The following is a 21,872-nucleotide window of genomic DNA, read 5'->3' as shown; positions in this document are numbered from 1 at the left end:
CACCGGCCGTACTCGGCCGCGGAAAGACGAGTTTGATGGACGACGAAACGCGGCTTCGCCCGGGCGCGCTGCCGGGCGAGGATCCGCACGCGATCCTTGCGATCGCCGAGGAGGAGCACGCCGCGCCGTCCCACGGCGACAGCGTTTACGCCGCGCTCGACCTCGGCACCAACAATTGCCGGCTGCTGATCGCGCGGCCGGCAGGCGACGGCTTTCGTGTGGTCGACTCGTTCTCGCGGATCATCCGGCTCGGCGAGGGTGTCGCTACCACCGGCCGGATCAGCGATGCGGCGATCGGGCGTGCGATCTCGGCGCTGGCCGTGTGCCGCGACAAGATCGACGCGCGCAAAGCCAAGCGGCAGCGGCTGATCGCCACCGAAGCCTGCCGCGCCGCCAGCAATGCCGATGAGTTTTGCGACAGGGTCGCACAGGCTACCGGCATCCGGCTCGAGATCATCGACCGCGAGACCGAAGCGCGGCTCGCCGCCACCGGCTGTTCGCCGCTGCTCGATCCGAACGGACGCGGCGCGATCCTGTTCGATATCGGCGGCGGCTCCAGCGAATTGGTCCGGATCGCCCGCGACCCGGACCGGCCCGAGCTGGCGCCGCGGATCGATGCCTGGATGTCGGTGCCGCTCGGCGTGGTGACGCTGGCGGAGGCGTTCGGCGGCAGGGTGGTCACTCAAGAGACCTACGAGGCGATGGTTGCGGAAGTCGCCAAGCACGTCGCGCCATTCGCTGCGCAGCATGGCGGCGATCTCGGCCGAATGCATCTGCTCGGCACGTCGGGCACGGTGACGACGCTGGCGGGGCTGTATCTCGATCTGATCCGCTATGACCGTCGCCGGGTCGACGGCATCTGGATGAACGATGACGAACTCAGCGCCACCATCGAGAGACTGCGCAGCATGAGTTATCACGACCGCGCCCACAACCATTGCATCGGCACCGAGCGCGCCGATCTGGTGCTGGCCGGCTGCGCCATCCTCGATGCGGTGCGCGCGGCGTTTCCGATGCCGCGGCTACGGGTGGCCGATCGCGGCTTGCGCGAGGGCATGCTGGTCGAAATGATGCGCGAAGACGGCGTGCTCGGGGCGCCGTAACCAGTTCCGCACTGGTTTTTCCGCGCTCGTCTGCTAAGCAGCGCGTTGATCCCTCTGTCGCAAGCGAAGTTATGGCCAAAGACACCACCGGACGAATGCGCGTCACCGTCAAGAGCGGCGGGCGAATGAAGCTGTCGTCCAAGCTGTGGCTGGAGCGCCAGCTCAACGATCCCTACGTGGCGCAGGCCAAGCGCGACGGCTACCGCTCGCGCGCCGCCTACAAGCTGACCGAGATCGACGACAAGTTCCGGCTGCTGAAGCCCGGCATGGCGGTGGTCGACCTCGGCGCCGCGCCGGGCGGCTGGAGCCAGGTCGCGGCCAAGAAGGTCGGGGCCGCCGAAGGCCGCGGCAAGGTGGTGGCGATCGACTTGTTGGAGATGGGCGAGGTGCCCGGCGTCACCTTCGCGCAGCTCGACTTCCTCGATCCCTCGGCGCCTGACCGGCTGCGCGATATGCTCGGCGGCGGCGCCGATCTGGTGATGAGCGACATGGCTGCCAACACCACCGGCCATCGCAAGACCGATCAGCTCCGCATTGTCGGACTGGTCGAAACCGCGGCGATGTTCGCGGCCGAGGTGCTGAAGCCGGGTGGGGCGTTCCTCGCCAAGGTGTTTCAGAGCGGCGCCGATGCGACGCTGATGGCCGAGCTGAAGCGCGACTATGCCAACGTCAAGCACGTCAAGCCGGCCGCGAGCCGCAAGGATTCGTCCGAGCGCTACCTGCTGGCGACCGGATTTCGCGGTGGGGCGGCTCGGGACAAGGACGCGGACGGCGAGCTGGCGTGATCCCGTCAGCTTGATGTGCTAACTTCCTAAGACTGCCAATTAGTCGCGCTTTAGATCAGCGAATTCATGTGGTTAATTGTTGTTAAGGGTAGCTTTCTACAGAGCTATTCCTCGTAGTTCCCATAGGCTGATCGGCATCCATCGCGCGAATCGGGAGGGGCGAATGGAGATTCCTACGCCGATGTGCAGAGCCTGCGGCGTCGATCGGGAACTGGTCGAGATCGAACACGCCAACGCGTCGTTCGACGTGCCGCATTATCGCTGCCCGAGCTGCAACAACGTGCTGCGTCTGGCGGTCCGCCAGGGCGATACGCCCGAGCAAAGCGAGAGTTGCGGCTGAGGCCGCGACGGACGGTTGGTCAAAGCCGTTGATCGCGCGCGTCCTGGGTCTCTTCCGACGCCGCCTTGGTTGCCGCTGACGCGACGCCCTTCTTGCTGGCGATCGCGATCGCCTTGCGGCCCGAAATCTCGTGGCCGGCGTCGTCCGGCATTTGCCAGAAGAAGTACGACGACAGCGCCGCCAGGACCGCGACGACCACGAAGGCCGGACCGAAATCGTCAGCGCTCAGTTCAGTGACGTGACGCAGCGCCATCGTGGCCTCCACCGAGAACGCACCGATCGCGACGCCGGCGGAGATCGCGAGCTGCTGGCCGACGCTGACCAGCGTGGTTGCCCGGCTCATCTGCGCCTGCTCGACTTCGGCATAGGCGACGGTGTTGATCGCGGTGAATTGCAGCGAGCGGAAGAAGCCGCCGACCACCAGGATGATCATGATCAGCAGCAGCGGCGTGCCCGGCGTGAACAGCGCGCAGGCGGCGAGAAACACCGAGCTGACCACGGCGTTCACCGTCATGATGTTGCGGAAGCCGAAGGTGCGGATAATCCGCGCCGCCAGCGTCTTCATGCCGATCGCGCCGACCGCGGACGCGAAGGTGACGAGGCCGGAGTGAAACGGCGACAAGCCGAAGCCGATCTGCATCAACAGCGGCAGCAGGAACGGCAGCGCGCCGATGCCGAGCCGGAACAGGAAGCCGCCGACCAGGCTGGAGCGCAGCGTCGTCAGGCGTAGCAGCGAGAAGTCCAGCACCGGTGCCGGCACCCGGCGGGCGTGGAACACGTACAGCGTCATCGCGATCGCGCCGACGCCGATCAGCGCGATCACCACGGTCCAGGGGAGTAGGTTCAGTCCCGCGACCGACAGGCCGAAGGCGATACCGGCGACGCCGATCCCGGCCAGTACTAGCCCCCACAGGTCGAATTTTTCGAGGCGGTCGCTGCGGATCGGATCGATGTAGCGCAGCGCCATCGCGATCCCGATCAGGCCGATCGGGATGTTGATCAGGAAGATCCAGTGCCAGGAGAAGTACGTGGTGATGAAGCCGCCGAGCGGCGGCCCGATCACCGGGCCGATCAGCGCCGGTACCGTGACCCAGGCCATCGCGCCGACCAGCGCGCTCTTGTCGATCGAGCGCAGCAGCACCAATCGCCCCACAGGAGTCATCATCGCCCCGCCGATGCCCTGCACGATGCGGGCGATGACGAAATCGGTGATCGAGCCCGACAATGCGCAGCCGATCGAGCCGACCATGAACACCGCGATTGCGATCGAGAACACCGTGCGCGCGCCGAACCGGTCCGCAGTCCAGCCCGACGCCGGAATGAACACGGCCAACGACAGCAGGTACGAGGTGATCGCCAGTTTCAGCGTCAGCGGCGAGGTGCCGATGTCGGCGGCGATCGCCGGCAACGAGGTCGCGATCACGGTCGCGTCCATGTTTTCCATGAACAGCGCGGCTGCCACGATCAGCGGGATGACTCGGTCTTTGTTCATGCGAGATTTCGGGCGAGAGGAGGGCGCCCGGGCTGTAGCACCGTGTCGCGGCTACCGCTATTGCGGAGCTTGCAGCGATACTTAAATCCTCCGTGACCGGCGCATGGTCCTTCGAGCGGGAATCGCTTGCGGGGCGCGGCGACGTCGAGATCGTGGGCGGTACCAGGTCTGGTTCTGCGACGGAGATTGGCCGATGATCTATCTGCTCGCCGCGTTCCTGCCACCGCTCGGCCTGTTGTTCAACGGCCAGCCGCTGTCGGCGGTGTTCAACCTCGTGCTGCTGGTGGTGTGCATCGTGCTCGGGCTGATCTTCCACCCGCTGCTGGTGATCCCGTCGCTGCACGCGCTGATTGCCGTGCGGATGGAGCGCGAAAAGCGCATGCACCGCGAGGTCGTCGAGGCGATCCGCGAATACGGCCCCCCGCCGGGCTACCGGCGCTGAGCGGGGCGTCGCTGCAGAGGTGATCTCGGCAGGATTCCTTCAAAGAACATCCAGACAGCGGAGCTTTCTGGTGCCCTGCTGAGCCGGCTGGTCTTGTACCGCCCGCGATGCCGTCAACGAAATCCCTGAAATCGCGGTGATTTCCGGTTCGCTGGCGGCGGATTGAGGAATGCCTGGGGAGCGGGGCGGGGCTGTCGTCGTTGCCTCTTTGATTCGTCATATCGCCATGCTATCGACCACCGCCAACCCTACCGACGGGCTCGATTCGACGGCGTCGCACCAAGCGGCGCCGAACGAGCCTCCCGTCCCCGCAAAATCGAGCGCGGCCTTCGGCGCCGCTGAACGGAGTTGGCCATGGCGTCAGTGAGCGCATCCCCGCAATTTATCGAAGCCCTCACCTTCGACGACGTGCTGCTGAAGCCGGGTCTGTCGGACGTGCTGCCGTCCGAAGTCGACATCCGCTCGCGCATCACCCGCGCAATCCCGCTCAACATTCCGATCATCGCTTCGGCGATGGACACCGTCACCGAAGCCCGGATGGCGATCGCGATGGCGCAGGCCGGCGGCATTGGCGTGATCCACCGCAACTTCGACCCGGAGGGCCAGGCCGCGCAGGTCCGTCAGGTCAAAAAGTTCGAATCCGGCATGGTGGTCAACCCGCTGACCATCAGCCCCGACGCCAAGCTGGCCGACGCGCTGGCGCTGATGAATCAGTACGGCTTCTCCGGCATCCCGGTGGTCACCGGCGCCCAGGGCCACGGCCCCGGCAAGCTGGTCGGCATCCTGACCAACCGCGACGTGCGCTTCGCCACCGATCCGGCGCAGAAGGTGTCGGAGCTGATGACGCATGAGAACCTCGTCACCGTGCGCGAGGGCGTCAGCCAAGGCGAGGCCAAGAAGCTGCTGCATCAGCACCGCATCGAGAAGCTGCTTGTGGTCGACGAGCAGTATCGCTGCGTCGGCCTGATCACCGTCAAGGACATGGAGAAGGCGGTCGCGCACCCGCTCGCCAGCAAGGACGCGCAGGGCCGGCTCCGGGTCGCCGCCGCGACCACGGTCGGCGAGGGCGGCTATGAACGCACCGAGCGGCTGATCGAAGCCGGCGTCGACGTCGTCGTGGTCGACACCGCGCACGGCCATTCGGCCCGTGTGCTCGACGCGGTCACCCGCATCAAGCGGATCTCCAACGAGGTCCAGGTGATCGCCGGCAATATCGCCACCCGCGACGGTGCCCAGGCGCTGATCGATTCCGGTGCCGATGCGGTCAAGGTCGGTATCGGCCCGGGCTCGATCTGCACCACGCGCATCGTCGCCGGCGTCGGCGTGCCGCAGCTCACCGCGATCATGGACGCGGTCGAGGCCTGCAAGAAGGCGGACGTGCCGGTGATCGCCGACGGCGGCATCAAGTACTCGGGCGACCTCGCCAAGGCTCTCGCCGCCGGCGCCGATATCGCGATGGTCGGTTCCTTGCTCGCCGGCACCGACGAGACCCCGGGCGAAGTGTTCCTGTGGCAGGGCCGCTCCTACAAGGCGTATCGCGGCATGGGTTCGGTCGGCGCGATGGCGCGCGGTTCGGCCGATCGTTACTTCCAGCAGGACATCAAGGACACGCTGAAGCTGGTGCCGGAAGGCATCGAGGGCCAGGTGCCTTACAAGGGGCCGGTCGGCAACGTCGTGCACCAGCTCGCCGGCGGCCTGCGTGCCGCGATGGGCTATGTCGGCGCCAAGGATCTCGGTGAATTCCACACCAAGGCGCAGTTCGTCCGGATCACCGGCGCGGGTCTCCGCGAAAGCCACGTCCACGACGTCACCATCACCCGCGAGAGCCCGAACTACCCGGGCGGGGTGTGAGGCGACTGACCTAAGTAACGACCTTTCCACAGTCGTAACGACATCTCCACAGTCATTCCGGGGCGCGCGTGAAACGTGCGAACCCGGAATCTGGAGATTGTTGTCGTCTCTGAGGTGCGCCGACCAGCGAGATTCCGGGGTCGCGCTTCGCGCGCCCCGGAATGACGAGCGTTGGGCTACGTGCGCAGCCTGACGCAGTTGGCGAATGCGGTGGTGTCGCTTACAGTCGCGGGCCTGACGACCAACGAACATCAAAAAAGGAAACGAAATGCCCAAGGGTCAGCGTATCGTGCTCGCGTCGCGTCCGGTCGGCGAGCCGACGCCGCAGAATTTCCGCCTCGAGGAGTTCGACGTTCCGGCGCCCGGCGAGGGGCAGGTGTTGCTGCGCACGATCTGGCTGTCGCTCGATCCCTATATGCGCGGCCGGATGAGCGACGGCCCGTCCTACGCGCAGCCGGTGCCGGTCGGCGGTGTGATGGAAGGCGGTACGGTCTGCGAAGTGATCGACAGCAACAGTCCGGGCTTCGCCAAAGGCGATATCGTGCTGGCGCATTCGGGCTGGGCGACGCATGCGGTCGCCGACGCCAAGCCGCTGCGCAAGATCGACCCGGCGCTCGGCCCGATCTCGACCGCGGTCGGCGTGCTCGGCATGCCGGGGATGACCGCCTATACCGGCCTCTTGGACATCGGCCAGCCGAAGGAAGGCGAGACGGTCGTGGTCGCGGCGGCTTCCGGCGCGGTCGGCTCCGCGGTGGGGCAGATCGCTAAGGTGAAGGGCGCGCGCGCCATCGGCATCGCCGGCGGCAAGGACAAGTGCGACTATGTCAAGCAGGAGCTCGGCTTCGACGACTGTCTCGATCACCGCGATCCCGATCTTGCGGCGAAGCTCAAGGCGGCGTGCCCGAACGGCATCGACGTGTATTTCGAGAATGTCGGCGGCGAAGTGTTCGAGGCGGTGTTTCCGCTGTTCAACAGCTTTGCCCGGATGCCGGTGTGCGGGCTGATCGCGCAATACAACGCGTTCGAAACGCCGCCGACGCCGAAATGGGCGACCGCCTTGATGCGCCATGTGCTGACCAAGCGGCTCACGATCCGCGGCTTCATCGTCAGCGATTTCGCCGGCCGGCGGCAGGATTTCTTGCGCGAGATGTCCGGCTGGGTGCGGGACGGCAAGGTGAAGTACAAGGAGTACGTCACCGACGGGCTGGAGAACGCCCCCGAGGCGTTCATGGGGCTGCTCAAGGGTGCCAATTTCGGCAAGCAGCTGGTCCGCGTCGGGCCCGAGCGGGCCTGATCGCAAGCCGCGCAGCGGAGCCCCGGCAACGCCGGGACTCTGCGTTGCGGTGGCTCGATTGTCATCGGCGGGGGCGGCGGTTATAGCGGGGGCCGGAAAGCGTCGGACCGACAGTGCCCTTTGCGCAGGTCGCGTCTATGTTGTGACGCCGCTCGGCGTGTTGCGCGCCCTCGACCTGATTGAAAGCTCCGCATGACCCCCGCCGCACGGCTGTCCGCAGCCATCGATCTGATTTCGACCATCGACAGTCAGCGCATTCCCGCTGCCAAGGCCCTGAAAGAATGGGGGACCGCGCACCGCTACGCCGGGTCGGGGGATCGGGCGGGGATCGCTGGGGTGGTGTGGGACGTGTTGCGCCGACGGGCGTCCAGCGCGTTCATCATGGATTCCGATACGGCCCGGGCGCGGGTGCTTGGCATGCTGAAGCTGGAGCGCGGCATGACGCCCGACGCGATCGCGGCGCTGTGCGACGGTAGCCGGTTCGCGCCCGCGCCGCTGAGCGACGCCGAATACGCCGCGCTGTCGGCGCGTACCCTGCAGGGCGCGCCGCCGCACATTGCCGGCGACTACCCCGAATGGCTCGACGGCGCGCTCGCCGAGATGTTCGGCGAGGCCCGCGTCGCCGAGGCGGCCGCGATGGCCAGCCGGGCGCCGCTCGATCTCCGCGTCAACACGCTGAAAGCCTCGCGCGACAAGGAACTGGCCTCGCTGGCGCATCTGCGCGCCAAGGCGGCGCCGTGGTCGCCCTGGGGGCTGCGGATCGAATTGCCGGCCGACGCCCGCAATCCCGGCGTGCAGGCCGAGCCGGATTTCATCAAGGGCGCGGTCGAGGTCCAGGACGAGGGCTCGCAGCTCGCCGCGCTGTTTTCCGCCGCCAAGCCCGGCGAGCAGGTGATCGACCTCTGCGCCGGGGCCGGCGGCAAGACCCTGGCGCTGGCCGCGATGATGCAGGGCAAGGGCCGGCTGATCGCCACCGATGCCGACAAGCGCCAGCTCGCCCCGATCCACGAGCGGCTGTCGCGCGCCGGCGTCCACAACGCCGAGGTGAGGGCGCCGAAGGGCGATGCCGATCCGCTGGCCGACATCAAGGGCAGCGCCGATCTGGTGCTGGTCGACGCGCCGTGCACCGGCACCGGCACCTGGCGCCGCAACCCGGACGCGAAATGGCGGATGCGCCCCGGCGCGCTGGAAATCCGGCTCAAGGACCAGGCCGAGGTGCTCAGCCGCGCCGCGCGGCTGGTGAAGCCGGGCGGGCGGATCGCCTACGTCACCTGTTCGGTGCTGGCATCCGAAAACACCGGCCAGATCCAGGCCTTCACCGCCGGCCATCCGGAGTTCGCGGTGGTCCCGCCGGCCGAAGTCGCCGCCGCGCTGTGGGACAAGGCCGAGCTGTTCCTCGCCGCCGCCTGGACCTCGCCCGAAGGCCTGCTGATGACCCCGCGCCGCACCGGCACCGACGGATTTTTCGTCAGCTTGCTGAAGCGCAAGGGCTAAACCGGGACCTCCCCCCGCGCGCGGGAAGAGGTGAGGACACCGCCGTTTTCCCCGTTGCGAGCCGGGCTGCGGTCGCGTATTTGCTGCCCATGACAGCCCCCCACCCATCCTCCGCTTCGTCCGTCGTCCCCTCCGGCGCCGACACCTCGCCGCATGTCGCGGCGATCCACGAAAAAATCCTGATCGTCGACTTCGGCTCGCAGGTCACCCAGCTGATCGCTCGCCGCGTCCGCGAGGAGGGCGTGTATTCCGAGATCGTGCCGTTCCAGAAGGCGGAGGCCGCCTTCGCCGAGATGAAGCCGAAAGCCGTGATCCTGTCCGGCGGACCGGCCTCGGTGCTGGACGACAACGCCCCCAGCGCCCCGATGGCGATCCTGGAGGCCGGCGTGCCGGTGCTCGGCATCTGCTACGGCGAACAGACCCTGGCCAAGCAGCTCGGCGGCACTGTCGAGGGCGGCCACCACCGCGAGTTCGGCCGCGCCCAGATCGAGATCACCGATGACTGCGCGCTGTTCGACGGCGTCTGGCAGAAGGGCGGCCACTACGACGTCTGGATGAGCCATGGCGACCGCGTCACCAAGCTGCCGGCAGGTTTCCGAGCGGTTGCGCAGGCGCCGGGCTCGCCGATTTCGGTGATCGCCGACGACACCCGAAAATTCTATGCGATGCAGTTCCACCCCGAAGTGGTGCACACGCCCGACGGCGCCAAGCTGCTGCGCAACTTCGTCCGCAAGGTCGCGGGGCTCACCGGCGACTGGACGATGCGCGCCTTCCGCGAGGAGGCGATCGACAAGATCCGCGCCCAGGTCGGCAGCGGCAAGGTGATCTGCGGCCTGTCCGGCGGCGTCGACTCCGCGGTCGCGGCGGTGCTGATCCACGAGGCGATCGGCGATCAGCTCACTTGCGTGTTCGTCGATCATGGCCTCTTGCGCAAGGACGAAGGCAAGAGCGTCGTCGACCTGTTCCGCCACCACTACAACATCCCGCTGGTCCACGTGGATGTGTCCGAGACCTTCCTCGGCGCGCTGAAGGGCGTCACCGATCCGGAGCAGAAGCGCAAGACCATCGGCAAGCTGTTCATCGACGTGTTCGAAGCCGAGGCCAAAAAGGTCGGCGGCGCCGACTTCCTGGCGCAGGGCACGTTGTACCCGGACGTGATCGAAAGCGTGTCGTTCACCGGCGGCCCGTCGGTGACGATCAAGTCGCATCACAACGTCGGCGGCTTGCCCGAACGCATGAACATGAAGCTGGTCGAGCCCTTGCGCGAACTGTTCAAGGACGAAGTGCGCGCGCTCGGCCGCGAGCTCGGCCTCCCCGACGTGTTCGTCGGCCGCCACCCGTTCCCGGGCCCCGGCCTCGCCATCCGCTGCCCCGGAGAGATCACCGAAGAGAAGCTCGAGATCCTGCGCAACGCGGACGCGGTGTACATCGACCAGATCCGCAAGGCGGGCCTGTATGATGTGATCTGGCAGGCTTTCGCCGTGCTGCTCCCGGTCCGCAGCGTCGGCGTGATGGGCGATGGCCGCACCTACGACTACGTCGTCGGCCTGCGCGCAGTGACTTCGACGGACGGCATGACCGCCGATTTCTACCCGTTCGAGATGTCCTTCCTCGGCGCCACCGCGACACGGATCATCAACGAGGTCAAGGGCGTCAACCGCGTGGTGTACGATGTGACCAGCAAGCCGCCGGGGACGATTGAGTGGGAGTGAGTTGAGCTATTAAGTAAATCGTAGTCGGTGTTTTCATAGGCTCCATTTCGGTTTGTTTGGCCAATCATGATGATCTTGAATTGACGGCTTTGTTTGCAACTAATTGATTGTTCCTGCTGGCTTGCTGCTGATTAGTCAGCGGGTTGCCGTAGAACTATAATATGGCTCACTTGCGTGAATTTGGCGAGCTTACCAACTTAGTAACTGCGCCGCCAGGACGTCTTTGCGTTAGCGCCCTTAGGATGTTCAGTAGTGGCAGGCGAGATCCGCGTCTCCGTGGAAGATGCTTTCTTTCACTGCGGAAAATCCTACAAGCGATCACAGCTTTGGGAGCCGGGCGAATGGCCTGACGTCAGTGCCTTCCCGCCGCTGAGCAAAGTCACTGCCGGAACAAGTAACAGAAATGATCGAGAAGGAGTACCAGCACGGTCTTCGTAATGGTTTGTATTGACGGCGTCGATCACGCCACCATGGGCTTGCCTGTGTCGCCTTTCGATGTCTATCGATGGGCACAGGTCGACGCCGGCGGCCTGCTTGACGGTCATTGCCCATCTTGATCGTTCGGCGTGGCGGTTTGCTGTCGCCTGAGGTCAGTTGCCCTATGCAATCGAGGGCGTGATGATCGGACGCTCAGCGGAAGGATCGTGGGGCGTGCCGCCCAACCTGGTGCTGTGGCTTGCCGCCGCGCGCGACCTGATCACCCGTGTGCTTTCGCTGGTGCCGATATCGTGCCGGCTGGGTCGCTTCCCTCTGCGACAAGCCAGTCGACGAAGCCGGCGACCAGGTTTCCGGCATCGGCGTGCCGGGGCGTGACCGCGACATAGCCGGTTCGCGGCACCCGGATGTCGGGAAGCGGGGTAATCAGTCTGCCATTGGCGACATCGATCTCCAGCATCGGCAGCGGACCGATGCCAATGCCGAGCCCGTCTTCCACCGCCTGGCGCGCCACGTGGAAATGATCGAAGATCTGGCGGGGAAGCCCGGCAAGGTGGTGGAGACCCGCCGCTTCGAGCCAGTCCGCCCAGTCGCCACCGCGCGTCTCGGCGGCGAACAGCGTGTGCCCCTCAATGTCGGCCGGTTTCAGGATCGGGCGCTCGGCGAACAGCGCGGGGCTCATGATCAGCGTGTCGACATCCTCCAGCACCGGGACGACACGATGCTGAGGCCATGCATCTTCCCGGGCGGGGCCGCGCCGGATCGCCACGTCGACTCCGCCACGCAAGTCGTCGAGCACGCACGATACCGTCGTCACCGCGATTTCGACATGCGGATGATCGGCGTGATAGCGGTTGAGTCTCGGGATCAGCCACCGCATCGCGAAGCTGGTCGGTGCGCTCACCCGCAGGATGCGACGCGCGCCGGGCCGGCCACAGGCTTCCGCCGCGACCGCCAGGCGATCGAATGACAGGCCGACCTCCGCGGCGAAGATTTTCGCCATCGGCGTCGCGACCATGCGGCGGCCCTCTCTCGTAAAGAGCCGCTGCCCGAGCCAGCCTTCCAGCGCCGAGATCTGCCGGCTGACAGCGCCATGGGTGAGGCCGAGCTCGGCTCCGGCGTCGGCGTAGCTGCCGGTGCGGGCAGCGACCTCGAAGATGCGCAGGGCATTCAGGGGAGGAAGACGGCGCATGCGGACTCGTGAGAAAAACGAACGATATGCGTGATCATTGATAGGCTAGTCGATAAAAATTCACGTGTATAGCCTGCGGTGGCTGATGAGGCCAACCGAACGATGCGAACTGCCTCTACTGAAGACCTGTCGAAAATGAACGAGAGACAAGGGTGGACGCTGCGCAAGCGTAGTCTTGTCGGAGCAAGTCTCACCCACGCGCTTCATGACGGCTATACCGACGCTCTCTATGCCTTCCTGCCCATATGGCAGACGCAGTTCGGTCTTTCCTACGCGGGACTCGCAGTCGTTCGTGCGCTCTACTACGGCACGATGGGAGGCCTTCAGATCCCGGCTGACCATGCCCTGCGCGCTGTGTCGCCGCGTGCAGCGCTGATCCTGTCGACCATCCTCGCCTCGGCGGGTGATCAATATCCCGCAACTCACGAAAGGTTCGACAAATGGATCCTGTCTCTCAAGCACCGGTCATTCTGATCACGGGGGGAAGTCGGGGCGTCGGCGCAGCGACTGCGCGGCTTGCGGCTGCACAAGGCTACGACGTCGCGATCAGCTTCGTCTCCAACGACGCTGCCGCCCTTGCGGTGGCGGCCGATGTGGAAGCGGCGGGGCGGCGGGCTTTGCCTGTACGTGCGGACAGCGCGGATCCGGCCCAGGTCTCCCAGCTATTCGCCGCGATTGACCGGGAGTTCGGCCGGATCGATGTCCTGGTAAACAACGCTGCGGTCATCGCTCAGCAGTCCCGGATGGAGGACCTCACATTCGAACGGATGCAGCGCATGTTCGCGATCAACGCGATCGGTCCCATCCTCTGCGCCCAGCAGGCGGTCAAGCGGATGTCCCATCGGCACAATGGACGGGGAGGCGTGGTGATCAACATCTCGTCGGCATCGGCCCGGCTCGGTAGTCCGAACGAATATGTTGACTACGCCTCGTCGAAGGGCGCCCTCGAGACGTTCACGATCGGCCTTGCGAAGGAAGTCGCGCGGGAGGGGATACGTGTCTGCTGCGTTCGCCCTGGGCACATCTATACTGAGATGCATGCCAGCGGCGGAGAGCCGGGGCGGGTGGACCGCGTCAAGGACTCGATTCCGATGGCAAGAGGCGGCCAGCCCGAAGAGGTTGCGCGGGCGATCCTGTGGCTGGCAAGCGCGGATGCGTCCTTCATCACCGGCACGTTCCTGGATGTCACCGGCGGCAAATGAGTGCGGGTCGGACCGGTGGTCGTCGACGCGATCGACTAGTCTAGTTCGCTCGGGTGCGCTTTGGCATCTGCTGTCATCGCGGAGAAGAGCCTCGGTCGCGCTTGAAATCCGACATGCGCCGTTGTACTGGCGGCTCGTCGCGAAAAACGGTGCTCGGGGCTTGCCCCTCAGAGGCCGCGCATAAGTCGGCCGTGCGTTGCGCGGCAGGCCAGCGTCTTCCGGAAACCATGGCCGGCATCATGAGATGCCGTGCGGGAAGGAGGCGCTCATGCAAAAGACCATCGGCATCATTGGAGCGGGGCTGAGCGGGCTGACGCTCGCCAGCGTGCTGCATCGCCACGGCATCGAGACGATCATCTACGAAGGCGAGGCCTCGGCGACCGCCCGGTCGCAGGGGGGCCTGCTCGACATCCACGAGGACAGCGGTCAGCCCGCGCTCAAGGCAGCGGGTGTGTACGATGCGTTCGTCGACATCGTCCGCGCGGGTGAGGATGCCAAGCGTGTCGTGAACAGCTTCGGCACCGTTCTGTTCGACGCGCCGGGCAACAGGACGTCGACACGCCCGGAGGTGGAGCGCGGCGAACTGCGAGCGTTGCTGATGGCGTCGCTTCCCAACGGCGTCATCCGATGGGGACGAAAGGCGATTTCATTTTTCCGGCTCGACGGTGGCCGACATCGCATCGCCTTTGCCGACGGCACGTCCGCAACGGTCGATCTGCTGGTCGGAGCCGACGGGGCCTGGTCGAAGGTCCGTCCTGTCGTCTCCGATGCAACGCCGATCTATGCCGGCACCTGCTTTATCGAGATCGCGCTCGGCGCGGACGATCCATCCAACGCCGCGAGCATCGCGGCGATCGGCGACGGCACCATGATGGCCGTGGCGCCGGGCAAGGGCATCATCGCGCATCGCCATGCCGACGGCAGCGTGTCCGGCTATGTCGCACTCAACCGGCCGGAAGCGTGGGGCCACTCGATCGACGTCGACGATACGCGGGCCGGGCTGTCCTTCGTTGCACAACAGTTCGAAGGATGGGCGCCGCATCTTGCGCACCTGATCACCGGCAGTATTGCCCCGCCGACGATCCGCCCGATCTACGCGCTCGCGCCCGGCGTCGCGTGGCCAAGGGTCCCCGGGGTGACGTTGGTCGGCGATGCAGCCCACCTTATGTCGCCCTTTGCTGGCAAGGGCGCCAATCTCGCTATGCTCGACGGAGCTGAACTGGCCCAAGCGATTGTCGATCACCCGGATAATATTGAAGCTGCCCTATCTGCTTATGAGGCCGCCTTGTTCCCACGCAGCCGGGACATCGCGCAACTATCGGCCGATAACCTGACGCTGTTCTTCAGTGATGCCGCTCCCCGCAGCGTTGCCGATCTCTTCGCCGGGCTTCTCAACGGGTAAGGGCAGCTTCCTCCGTCATCACCATCGGCAGAGGAGCAAGCGTCCGGAAGCATCTTGTTCTCGCGACAGGACGTCGTCGGCCTGTGCGCGGTGGCCTTCGCCGACGCCGTCGCCGGCGAGACGCCAGATCACGGGACGATCTCCAATTCTGCGATCCGGTCACCATCGAGGGCGAAGAAGTACCGCAGATCAATCGGGCTTCCTGGGAAGTTGCCCGTCAGGTGGCTGGTGACGACGATCCGGTGGCCGACGGTGTCGATCCGGAACGGGGCCACTGTGTAGCTGAACTGGGTCGACGTGTCGGCCTTCCACCGGCGGATCGCTTCGCGTCCCGCATGGGCCCGGTTCTCGTCCTTCACGACGGCGTCTTCGGCAAAGCACCGGGCAACGGCGTCGGCATCCCGGCCACGATCCGCTGCGAAATAGGCGGCGATAGGTGCTGGTAGGTCTACGGCCATGTTCGTCTCCTGACACGTGGAGCCGTTCGTGCTCCACCGACGCCACTGCACCTAGCAATAGACATGTCTTGCGATAATCAGGATAATGAGGGATGTGCCATTGCGATTTTCAGAACAATGTCCCGGCCCGGCCTGATTGAGCTCGAGGCGGTTCTGGCCATCGTGCGGCGGGGGTCGTTCCGGTCGGCGGCGCTCGAGCTTGGCCTGTCCACGACCGCGCTCAGCAATGCCATCGGCAAGCTGGAGCAAGAAATCGGCGTTCGCCTGTTCAATCGGACGACCCGCAGCGTCTCGCTGACCGACGCCGGCCGAACCTTCGTCGATCAGATCGGACCAGCGCTGGCGACCATTTACGACGCGATGCATGTCGCTCGGTCACAGCAGGAAACGCCGTCTGGAACGCTCAGGATCAACGCCTTCGCCACGGCCGCCCGCGAGATCCTCGCCCCGCTGATCCTCGAGTTCCTCAGGCGCTATCCGCAGGTTCAAATCGATCTCGTCACCGAAGGCCGGCTGATCGACGTGTTTGCAGAGGGGTTCGATCTCGGCATCCGCAGCGCGGATTTCGTGCCGAGCGACACCATCGCCGTCCCGCTGGGGCCCGTCCGGCGCTTCGCCGTGGTGTCGACACCGGCGTTTCTGGACAGCCGGGAAGTCCCGCATATACCGCACGACCTGTTGAAGTACCCCTGCATCCGGATTCGTCTGCCCAACGGCGCGCTCTATCGATGGCCGTTCGAGAAGGACGGGCAATCCGTCCAGCTCGATGTCGCCGGGCCGCTTACGCTCGATGAAGCCACGCTTGCGCGAATTGCTGTTCTCGAAGGCTGCGGGTTCGGATTCTTCATGGAGCCGGACGTTCGCCAGGATCTCGCGGCTGGCCGCCTCGTGCAGGTCTTGGCGGACTGGACGCCGCCGCGTGCGCCGTTGTGCCTCTATTATCCGAGCCGAAAGAATCCTTCGGCAGCGTTCCGGGCTTTCATCAATCTCGCTCGTGAGATCGCCTGAAGCGCACCGGGGGCGGCTGCTTGAAGACGGACAACGAGGCCCGAAAAGCCGGCCACGAGATTGGCGATGTGCCTTGCCGCTAGCGGCCGTCTTTTCGGCGATGATGCTGCACGATCAAAGCGAAGTTCACGGCGAGACCGTCACGATGTGAGTGCAGCGGCGTATCGCTCCGCCATCGCCTGCGTCAGCTCCGCAATCGTTACACGGAGCTCTGCCGGCTCCAGCACTTCGGCCTCCGGTCCAAGGCGAAGTAGTTCGGCGGCCGCGTGCCAGGAGGTTTTGCCGATCGGGATCTTGGCGATGCGCCAGCCGTCGGCGTCGGTGACGTCATCGAGCTCTGTGTGGGATCGGACATAGGGCTGGCTCAGAGCATCCAGCAACTTCAAGCCGAGCGGGGACAGCCGGACGGTCGCGACGTTGGGATGCAGCTCGGCTTCCATCCGTAGCGTCGCGCTTTGCCAATACGCGGCGAGATCGAAATCGGCCGGACGCGCGAAGCGATCGTCGAGCGGTGTGCAGTCGAGCACGCGCGCGATCCGGTAGGTTCGGACGCTGCCGTCAGCCTGTCCGGCGAGATACCAGCTGCCGCCTTTTAGCACCAGGCCGAGCGGGGCGACGCGGCGGCGCTTCTGCCCACGCCAGCTCTGGTAGCGGATGTCGATCAGCGTCCCGCGCAGCACCGCGGCAGCGACGGCGCGTAGATGCTCGGGTTTTTCGGCCTCGACGAACCAGCCCGGCGCGTCGAGGTGAAAGCGTTCCTGCATCCGTCCGGCGTCTTCGCGCGCATTCGCCGGCAGCGCGGCCATCAGCTTGTTCTGCGCGGCGATCATCGCCGCATCGAGACCGAGCGCGGCGGCGGGGCCGGGCAGGCCGGCGAGGAACAGGGCACCGGCTTCGCTCTGCGACAGCCCGTTCAGCCGCACGCGATAGCCGTCGAGCAGCCGGTAGCCGCCGTCCGCGCCGCGGTCGGCATAGACCGGCACGCCGGACGCTGAAAGCGCGTCGATGTCGCGATAGATCGTGCGTACCGACACCTCGCAGGCTTCGGCCAGCTCCGGCGCGGTGACGCGGCCCTTAGCCTGCAGGGTGGTGAGGATCGACAGCATCCGGCTCGCGCGCATGATTCATTGAACCATACCTGACACAAGATGTCAGGTATGGGGTTGTAAGCAGGGGTCATCGCCGTCCAGCCGAGGAAGCCCAAGATGACCAGCCCCAACCGCGTCACCCTGTTCTATTCGCCGCAAACCCGCGCCACCGGCGCGCGCGTGCTGCTTGAGGAATTGGGGGCCCCATACGATCTTCACGTCCTCAACATGAAGGCCGGCGAGCAGCGCCAGCCGGCCTATCTCGCGATCAATCCGCTCGGCAAGGTGCCGGCGATCCGCTACGGCGACGCGCTCGTCACCGAGCAGGTCGCGATTACGATCTTTCTTGCGGACCTGTTTCCGCAGGCCGCCCTTGCACCATCGCTCGATGATCCGCTGCGTGGCCCGTATCTGCGCTGGATCGCCTATGCCGGCTCGTCGTTCGAGCCGGCCGTAGTCGACAGATTCATGCAGCGCGAACCGGGCCCGATCGCGATGTCGCCCTATGCTGATTACGACACGATGCTCGGCGCCCTCGAAGCGCAACTCGCGCGCGGGCCGTATCTGCTCGGCGACCGTTTCACCGCCGCGGATGTGCTGTGGGGGATCGGGCTCGATTGGACGATGACATTCGGCCTGGTGCCGAAGAAGCACGCATTCGTGCGCTTTGCCGAGCGGGTGACGTCGCGGCCGGCGTTCCAGCGGGTCAGTGCGGCCGACGCCGAGATGGCAGCGCAGCACGCCGCTGCGGTCGGGGGCTGAACGAGCGCGGATCGCTCGCGCTGGCAGCGCGTTGAGCACTTGCGGCGCCCATCAGGTGACGCGAGGGTACTTCGCGTTTGCTGGATCGCCTCGCGCTGGATGTCGCGCCAGTTACGAGCTGCCGACGAAAGTCGCCAGTTCGTCCGCTGTGCCTGACGGAAACGACTCTTTCAGATAGTCGAGAAACGCCGACACCCGCGTGCTCAGGAGTCGCCGGGAAGGGTAGAGGGTCCACAGCGCAATCTCCGGAGCGTCGATATCGCCCCAGGAGACCAGCGTGCCGGCCGCAAGATCGTGACTGACCAACGATAGCGGCAGGCGGGCGGCACCGACACCGGCGCGGACGGCGTCGCGCGCCATGATCAGCGACGAGACGGCGAGGACGGGTTCGATGTTGATGGTCGACCGGCCGGTTGCCGTCTTGATGATCCACGGCTGCCGGTCGCCGGATGAGCGGACGACCGCGGGAGGAACGCGGCTTTGGTCGGGGCGAGCGACCTTGGGGCTGGCGACCGCAACCAGCCGGTCGCGAAGGAAGATCCGCCCCACCAGGCTGTCGTCGGGATCCGGGTTGACGCGGATCACCAGGTCGAAGCCCTCCTCGATCATGTCGACCGGCCGGTCCTCGGTGGTGATTTCCAGCCGCACCTCCGGATATCTCAGCGCGAAGCCGGCGGCGATCTTGCCCATCGCGGTCTGCGAAAACAGCAGCGGGGCGCTGATCCGCAACCGGCCGCGCGGCTGCTTGCTGCCGGAGGCGATCGCCGCGGCGGTGTGTTCGAGTTCGAGCAACAGCTGGCCGGCCCGCTCGTACAACGCCCGGCCTTCCTCGGTGAGCTTGAGCGTGCGACCGCCGCGCTCGATCAGGCGCAAGGCGAGAGCCGCTTCCAGCTCCGCGACCCGGCGGGACAGCGTGGCCTTCGGGCGCCCCGCCGCCCGGGCAGCTCGGCCGAAGCCGCCGTGGCGAGCCACCAGCGTGAAATCGGAAAGAGCCAACAGATCCATGTCGTTCCATTTGTGAGACGGTATGTCTAAATATAGCGTCTATTGGCTCGCATGTGGATCAATCATTTTGAGGAGGTCTTCAGAACCCAATCAAAGGAGCGATCCCATGACCATCCTCGTTACCGGTGCCACCGGCCGTGTCGGCCGCCATCTCGTCCAGCAACTCGTCTCCCGTGGCGCCAGCGTGCGCGCGCTGGTTCGCGACCCGGCCAAGGCCAACCTTCCCGCGGGCGTCGAGATCGCAAAGGGCGACCTGCTCGATCTCGACTCGCTGCGTGCCGCGTTCGCTGGCGTGAACACGCTGTTCCTGCTCAACGCTGTGACCGGCGACGAATTCACCCAGGCGCTGATCGCGTTGAATGTCGCCCGCGAGCAGGGCATTGAGCGCGTCGTGTATCAGTCGGTGATCCACGCCGATCGCTTCGTCAACGTGCCGCATTTCGCGGTGAAGTCCGGGGGCGAACGGATGATCGCCGGGATGGGGTTCGGCGCCACCATTCTGCGGCCCGCTTACTTCATCGACAATGATCTGATGATCAAGGATGTGATCCTCGGTCATGGCGTCTATCCGATGCCGATCGGCAGCAAGGGCGTCGCCATGGTCGACGCGCGTGACATCGCCGAAGTCGCAGCGATCGAGCTGATCCGCCGCGACCGGGCGCCGGGCAAGCTGCCGATCGAAACCATTAACCTGGTCGGTCCCGACACGCTGACGGGCGCTGGCGTTGCGGCGATCTGGTCCGACGTGCTGGGGCGCCCGGTCGTCTATGGCGGCGACGACCCCACCGGCTTCGAGCAGAACCTCGCCACCTTCATGCCGAAGTGGATGGCCTATGAGATGCGGTTGATGGCCGAGCGCTACGTCAGCGACGGCATGGTCCCGAACGCCGGCGACGTTCGGCGTCTGACCGATCTGCTCGGCCGGCCGCTGCATTCCTATCGCGACTTCGCTGTCGACGTCGCGGCCAAATCGTAGCCTCGCAACACCATTGTCGTCTCGCGGCCGGAGCAGCGAGACGACAGCGGCGAGGGCGGCAAGATCGTCGTGCAGGCGGCAAGACTTGCCGAGATCAGACCGTGACGCGTCTCTCACTTGATGCCGCAATGCGCTGCGGCTGTTTGCGAAAATGGTCGCCGCCAGGATGGCACATCGGTTGCTTTGGAGTGTGCTCGACCAAGCACGTTTGGAGGTGCGTGATGAGCATTTCTGCAATCGGACCATATGCGTCAGCCGTGGTGACCTCGTCGCGCGGCGGCGGCGGCACCAGCGCTTCGGCCGCGGTCCCTGCCGACGGTCCGGCGGCAGTCAAGTCGGGCGGCGGCGTGCAGAAGACCGACTTCACCCAGATGACGCGCAAGGATCTGGCGGATTGGATCAACAGCAAGATCGCCAGCGGCGAGATGAGCTTCGACGAGAGTTCGACTTTCGTCAGCATGACTGTGAATTTTCGGCAAGACGGCGCCACCACGGGGCTCGACGACAAACAGCAAGTCGATTTCATGCAGTCAGTGCGCGACGGCATGGCGCGGGCCAAGAACACCAACGATTCCGAGCTGTTCGACCGGCTGCAGGCCGCGCTTCGCACGATGGAGCGTTATCAGGGCGAAGTCCGCGGCGTGAACATGACGGTGTGAGCCGCGGTCGCGATCCTGATCCATTGCAAAGATGTGTGCCGACCGGAACCACAGGAGGCGGACATGATCCGGCATCCACTCAAATCCGATTTCCCGGTCTCCGGCGTGCGCCGCTATCTCGAACCTGGGCCGATCGTGCTGGTGTCGTCGCAGTGGAAAGGCGAGCGCAACATCATGACGCTCGGCTGGCACGTCGTGCTCGAATTCACCCCGTCGCTGATCGGCCTGATGATCTCCAGCGGCAACCATTCGTTCGAACTGATCCGCGCCTCCGGCGAATGCGTGGTCAATCTGCCGACCACGGCGCTGACCGATATTGTCGTCAGGATCGGCAACACCACGGGCGCCGAGATCGATAAGTTCGCGCATTTCGGACTGACGGCGGAGAAGGCGGCGGCGGTCGCCGCGCCGCTGATCGGCGAATGCCACGCCGCGTTCGAATGTCGGCTGCACGACGACGCCATGGTCGACAAGTACAACTTTTTTATCTTTGAAGTCGTCAAGGCCCACGTCGCGTCGCGGCCGAAGCATCCGCAGACGCTGCACTACACCGGCGACGGCGTGTTCATGGTCGCCGGCAAGACCATCAGCCGCAAATTGCTGTTCCGTCCGGGGATGTTGTGAGTGCGGGCGGCGCCAGTCAGATACCCGAGATCCGATTGGTATCATCGCGCGCATGACGACGCCGTGCTTCCGCGGCAACCGCGGCGGCCATGTCGTCCAGCGACTTCGGTGGCCCGTCGAAGCGCAGCGATGCGTAGACTTGGTCTGGCTGGGTCGCAGCAAACAACGGAGCAGGGCGCAGCAGCACGCCGTCAGGCGTCTCTTCGACGGTCAGTCGGGTGCCGGCCGGCCACTGCCGGCGCTGCCGGATCGCCTTGGGCAGGATGACCTGCACCTTGGTCGAGACTGTCGTCGTCAGCTTGTCGGCCGGTACTGCCATTGGTCGTGCCCTGTAAGACGAACGTAAGATAGGACGGGCTTCGCCGGTCGACAAGCCAGAGCGATGCCGGAAGGTGGCCGTAGCCGCTCCCCAGGGTGCGGTGGTCACTCAACCCAGGTGATGCACCTGTTGCAGGCCGTAGACCGGGGTAGTACTACTGCGTCATAAGTTTCCGCCGCCGGCTTGATGCTGCGGCGAGGCCACAACAGGGGCATCGCGGCAGGGTTTT

Annotated in this window: 22 protein-coding genes; 16 read left to right on the top strand and 6 right to left on the bottom strand. The window is 65.6% G+C overall.

Annotated features, from left to right (window positions below):
- Positions 1-35: 35 nt before the first annotated feature.
- The 3 genes from DNX69_RS05415 to DNX69_RS26245 all read left to right on the top strand — a co-directional run bounded on the left by DNX69_RS05415 (position 36) and on the right by DNX69_RS26245 (position 2,228).
- A complete protein-coding gene (locus DNX69_RS05415; protein ID WP_110785115.1) occupies positions 36-1,103 on the top strand; it encodes a Ppx/GppA phosphatase family protein in 1,068 nt (355 codons plus the stop codon).
- Positions 1,104-1,174: 71 nt separating this feature from the next.
- Complete coding sequence (locus DNX69_RS05410; protein ID WP_110785001.1) at positions 1,175-1,888, top strand: RlmE family RNA methyltransferase; 714 nt, start codon at positions 1,175-1,177, stop codon at positions 1,886-1,888.
- 163 nt (positions 1,889-2,051) lie between these two features.
- Entirely contained in the window at positions 2,052-2,228 is a 177-nt protein-coding gene (locus tag DNX69_RS26245) for a hypothetical protein (protein WP_165825191.1), read from the top strand.
- A 19-nt stretch (positions 2,229-2,247) separates the two neighbouring features.
- On the opposite strand, the gene DNX69_RS05405 is transcribed toward DNX69_RS26245, so the two are convergent.
- A complete protein-coding gene (locus DNX69_RS05405) occupies positions 2,248-3,720 on the bottom strand; it encodes an MFS transporter (protein ID WP_110785000.1) in 1,473 nt (490 codons plus the stop codon).
- Between the two features lie 193 nt (positions 3,721-3,913).
- Here DNX69_RS05405 and DNX69_RS05400 point away from each other — a divergent pair, with 193 nt between their 5' ends.
- From DNX69_RS05400 to guaA, 5 genes are all read left to right on the top strand, one after another.
- On the top strand, positions 3,914-4,162 hold the full coding sequence (locus DNX69_RS05400; RefSeq protein ID WP_110784999.1) for a hypothetical protein: 249 nt from the start codon (positions 3,914-3,916) through the stop codon (positions 4,160-4,162).
- A 354-nt stretch (positions 4,163-4,516) separates the two neighbouring features.
- Positions 4,517-6,013, top strand: coding sequence for an IMP dehydrogenase (gene guaB / locus DNX69_RS05395; protein ID WP_110784998.1), 1,497 nt, complete (start codon positions 4,517-4,519; stop codon positions 6,011-6,013).
- Between the two features lie 268 nt (positions 6,014-6,281).
- Positions 6,282-7,307 (top strand): NADP-dependent oxidoreductase, encoded by a 1,026-nt coding sequence (locus DNX69_RS05390; RefSeq protein ID WP_110784997.1) that lies wholly within the window; start codon positions 6,282-6,284, stop codon positions 7,305-7,307.
- A 192-nt stretch (positions 7,308-7,499) separates the two neighbouring features.
- Entirely contained in the window at positions 7,500-8,801 is a 1,302-nt protein-coding gene (locus DNX69_RS05385) for an RsmB/NOP family class I SAM-dependent RNA methyltransferase (RefSeq protein ID WP_110784996.1), read from the top strand.
- A gap of 89 nt (positions 8,802-8,890) precedes the next feature.
- Positions 8,891-10,513, top strand: coding sequence for a glutamine-hydrolyzing GMP synthase (gene guaA, locus DNX69_RS05380; RefSeq protein ID WP_110784995.1), 1,623 nt, complete (start codon positions 8,891-8,893; stop codon positions 10,511-10,513).
- Between the two features lie 697 nt (positions 10,514-11,210).
- Here the strand turns inward: guaA and DNX69_RS05375 are convergent.
- Positions 11,211-12,140 (bottom strand): LysR substrate-binding domain-containing protein, encoded by a 930-nt coding sequence (locus DNX69_RS05375; protein WP_110784994.1) that lies wholly within the window; start codon positions 12,138-12,140, stop codon positions 11,211-11,213.
- Positions 12,141-12,275: 135 nt separating this feature from the next.
- Here DNX69_RS05375 and DNX69_RS05370 point away from each other — a divergent pair, with 135 nt between their 5' ends.
- The 3 genes from DNX69_RS05370 (at position 12,276) to DNX69_RS05360 (ending at position 14,744) form a co-directional block, all read left to right on the top strand.
- Complete coding sequence (locus tag DNX69_RS05370; RefSeq protein ID WP_207803116.1) at positions 12,276-12,614, top strand: hypothetical protein; 339 nt, start codon at positions 12,276-12,278, stop codon at positions 12,612-12,614.
- Entirely contained in the window at positions 12,581-13,342 is a 762-nt protein-coding gene (locus DNX69_RS05365) for an SDR family oxidoreductase (protein WP_110784993.1), read from the top strand. The genes DNX69_RS05370 and DNX69_RS05365 overlap by 34 nt, the downstream gene beginning before the upstream one ends.
- Before the next feature lie 268 nt (positions 13,343-13,610).
- Entirely contained in the window at positions 13,611-14,744 is a 1,134-nt protein-coding gene (locus DNX69_RS05360) for an FAD-dependent oxidoreductase (protein WP_110785114.1), read from the top strand.
- A gap of 128 nt (positions 14,745-14,872) precedes the next feature.
- Here DNX69_RS05360 and DNX69_RS05355 read toward each other — a convergent pair whose 3' ends face one another.
- Positions 14,873-15,202, bottom strand: a complete 330-nt coding sequence (locus tag DNX69_RS05355; RefSeq protein ID WP_110785113.1) for a nuclear transport factor 2 family protein — start codon at positions 15,200-15,202, stop codon at positions 14,873-14,875.
- A 117-nt stretch (positions 15,203-15,319) separates the two neighbouring features.
- Here DNX69_RS05355 and DNX69_RS05350 point away from each other — a divergent pair, with 117 nt between their 5' ends.
- On the top strand, positions 15,320-16,210 hold the full coding sequence (locus DNX69_RS05350; RefSeq protein ID WP_110784992.1) for a LysR family transcriptional regulator: 891 nt from the start codon (positions 15,320-15,322) through the stop codon (positions 16,208-16,210).
- A gap of 140 nt (positions 16,211-16,350) precedes the next feature.
- Here the strand turns inward: DNX69_RS05350 and DNX69_RS05345 are convergent, their stop codons facing one another.
- The gene (locus DNX69_RS05345) at positions 16,351-17,331 is read right to left on the bottom strand and encodes a helix-turn-helix transcriptional regulator (protein ID WP_110784991.1); all 981 of its coding nucleotides are present in this window, start codon (positions 17,329-17,331) and stop codon (positions 16,351-16,353) included.
- Between the two features lie 84 nt (positions 17,332-17,415).
- On the opposite strand from DNX69_RS05345, the gene DNX69_RS05340 reads away from it, so the two are divergent.
- On the top strand, positions 17,416-18,060 hold the full coding sequence (locus DNX69_RS05340; protein WP_110784990.1) for a glutathione S-transferase family protein: 645 nt from the start codon (positions 17,416-17,418) through the stop codon (positions 18,058-18,060).
- Positions 18,061-18,171: 111 nt separating this feature from the next.
- Here the strand turns inward: DNX69_RS05340 and DNX69_RS05335 are convergent, their stop codons facing one another.
- A complete protein-coding gene (locus DNX69_RS05335) occupies positions 18,172-19,065 on the bottom strand; it encodes a LysR family transcriptional regulator (RefSeq protein ID WP_110784989.1) in 894 nt (297 codons plus the stop codon).
- A gap of 106 nt (positions 19,066-19,171) precedes the next feature.
- On the opposite strand from DNX69_RS05335, the gene DNX69_RS05330 reads away from it, so the two are divergent.
- The 3 genes from DNX69_RS05330 to DNX69_RS05320 all read left to right on the top strand — a co-directional run bounded on the left by DNX69_RS05330 (position 19,172) and on the right by DNX69_RS05320 (position 21,324).
- Complete coding sequence (locus DNX69_RS05330; protein WP_110784988.1) at positions 19,172-20,041, top strand: SDR family oxidoreductase; 870 nt, start codon at positions 19,172-19,174, stop codon at positions 20,039-20,041.
- Between the two features lie 221 nt (positions 20,042-20,262).
- Entirely contained in the window at positions 20,263-20,700 is a 438-nt protein-coding gene (locus tag DNX69_RS05325; protein WP_110784987.1) for a hypothetical protein, read from the top strand.
- 63 nt (positions 20,701-20,763) lie between these two features.
- On the top strand, positions 20,764-21,324 hold the full coding sequence (locus DNX69_RS05320) for a flavin reductase family protein (protein WP_110784986.1): 561 nt from the start codon (positions 20,764-20,766) through the stop codon (positions 21,322-21,324).
- 16 nt (positions 21,325-21,340) lie between these two features.
- Here the strand turns inward: DNX69_RS05320 and DNX69_RS05315 are convergent, their stop codons facing one another.
- Positions 21,341-21,643: an AbrB/MazE/SpoVT family DNA-binding domain-containing protein gene (locus DNX69_RS05315; RefSeq protein WP_110784985.1), complete on the bottom strand. Its 303-nt coding sequence runs from the start codon at positions 21,641-21,643 to the stop codon at positions 21,341-21,343.
- Positions 21,644-21,872: the final 229 nt, after the last annotated feature.

This window comes from Rhodopseudomonas palustris (assembly GCF_003226555.1).
Classification (GTDB): Bacteria; Pseudomonadota; Alphaproteobacteria; order Rhizobiales; family Xanthobacteraceae; genus Rhodopseudomonas; species Rhodopseudomonas palustris_I.
This window is presented reverse-complemented; position numbering and strand designations above follow the sequence as displayed.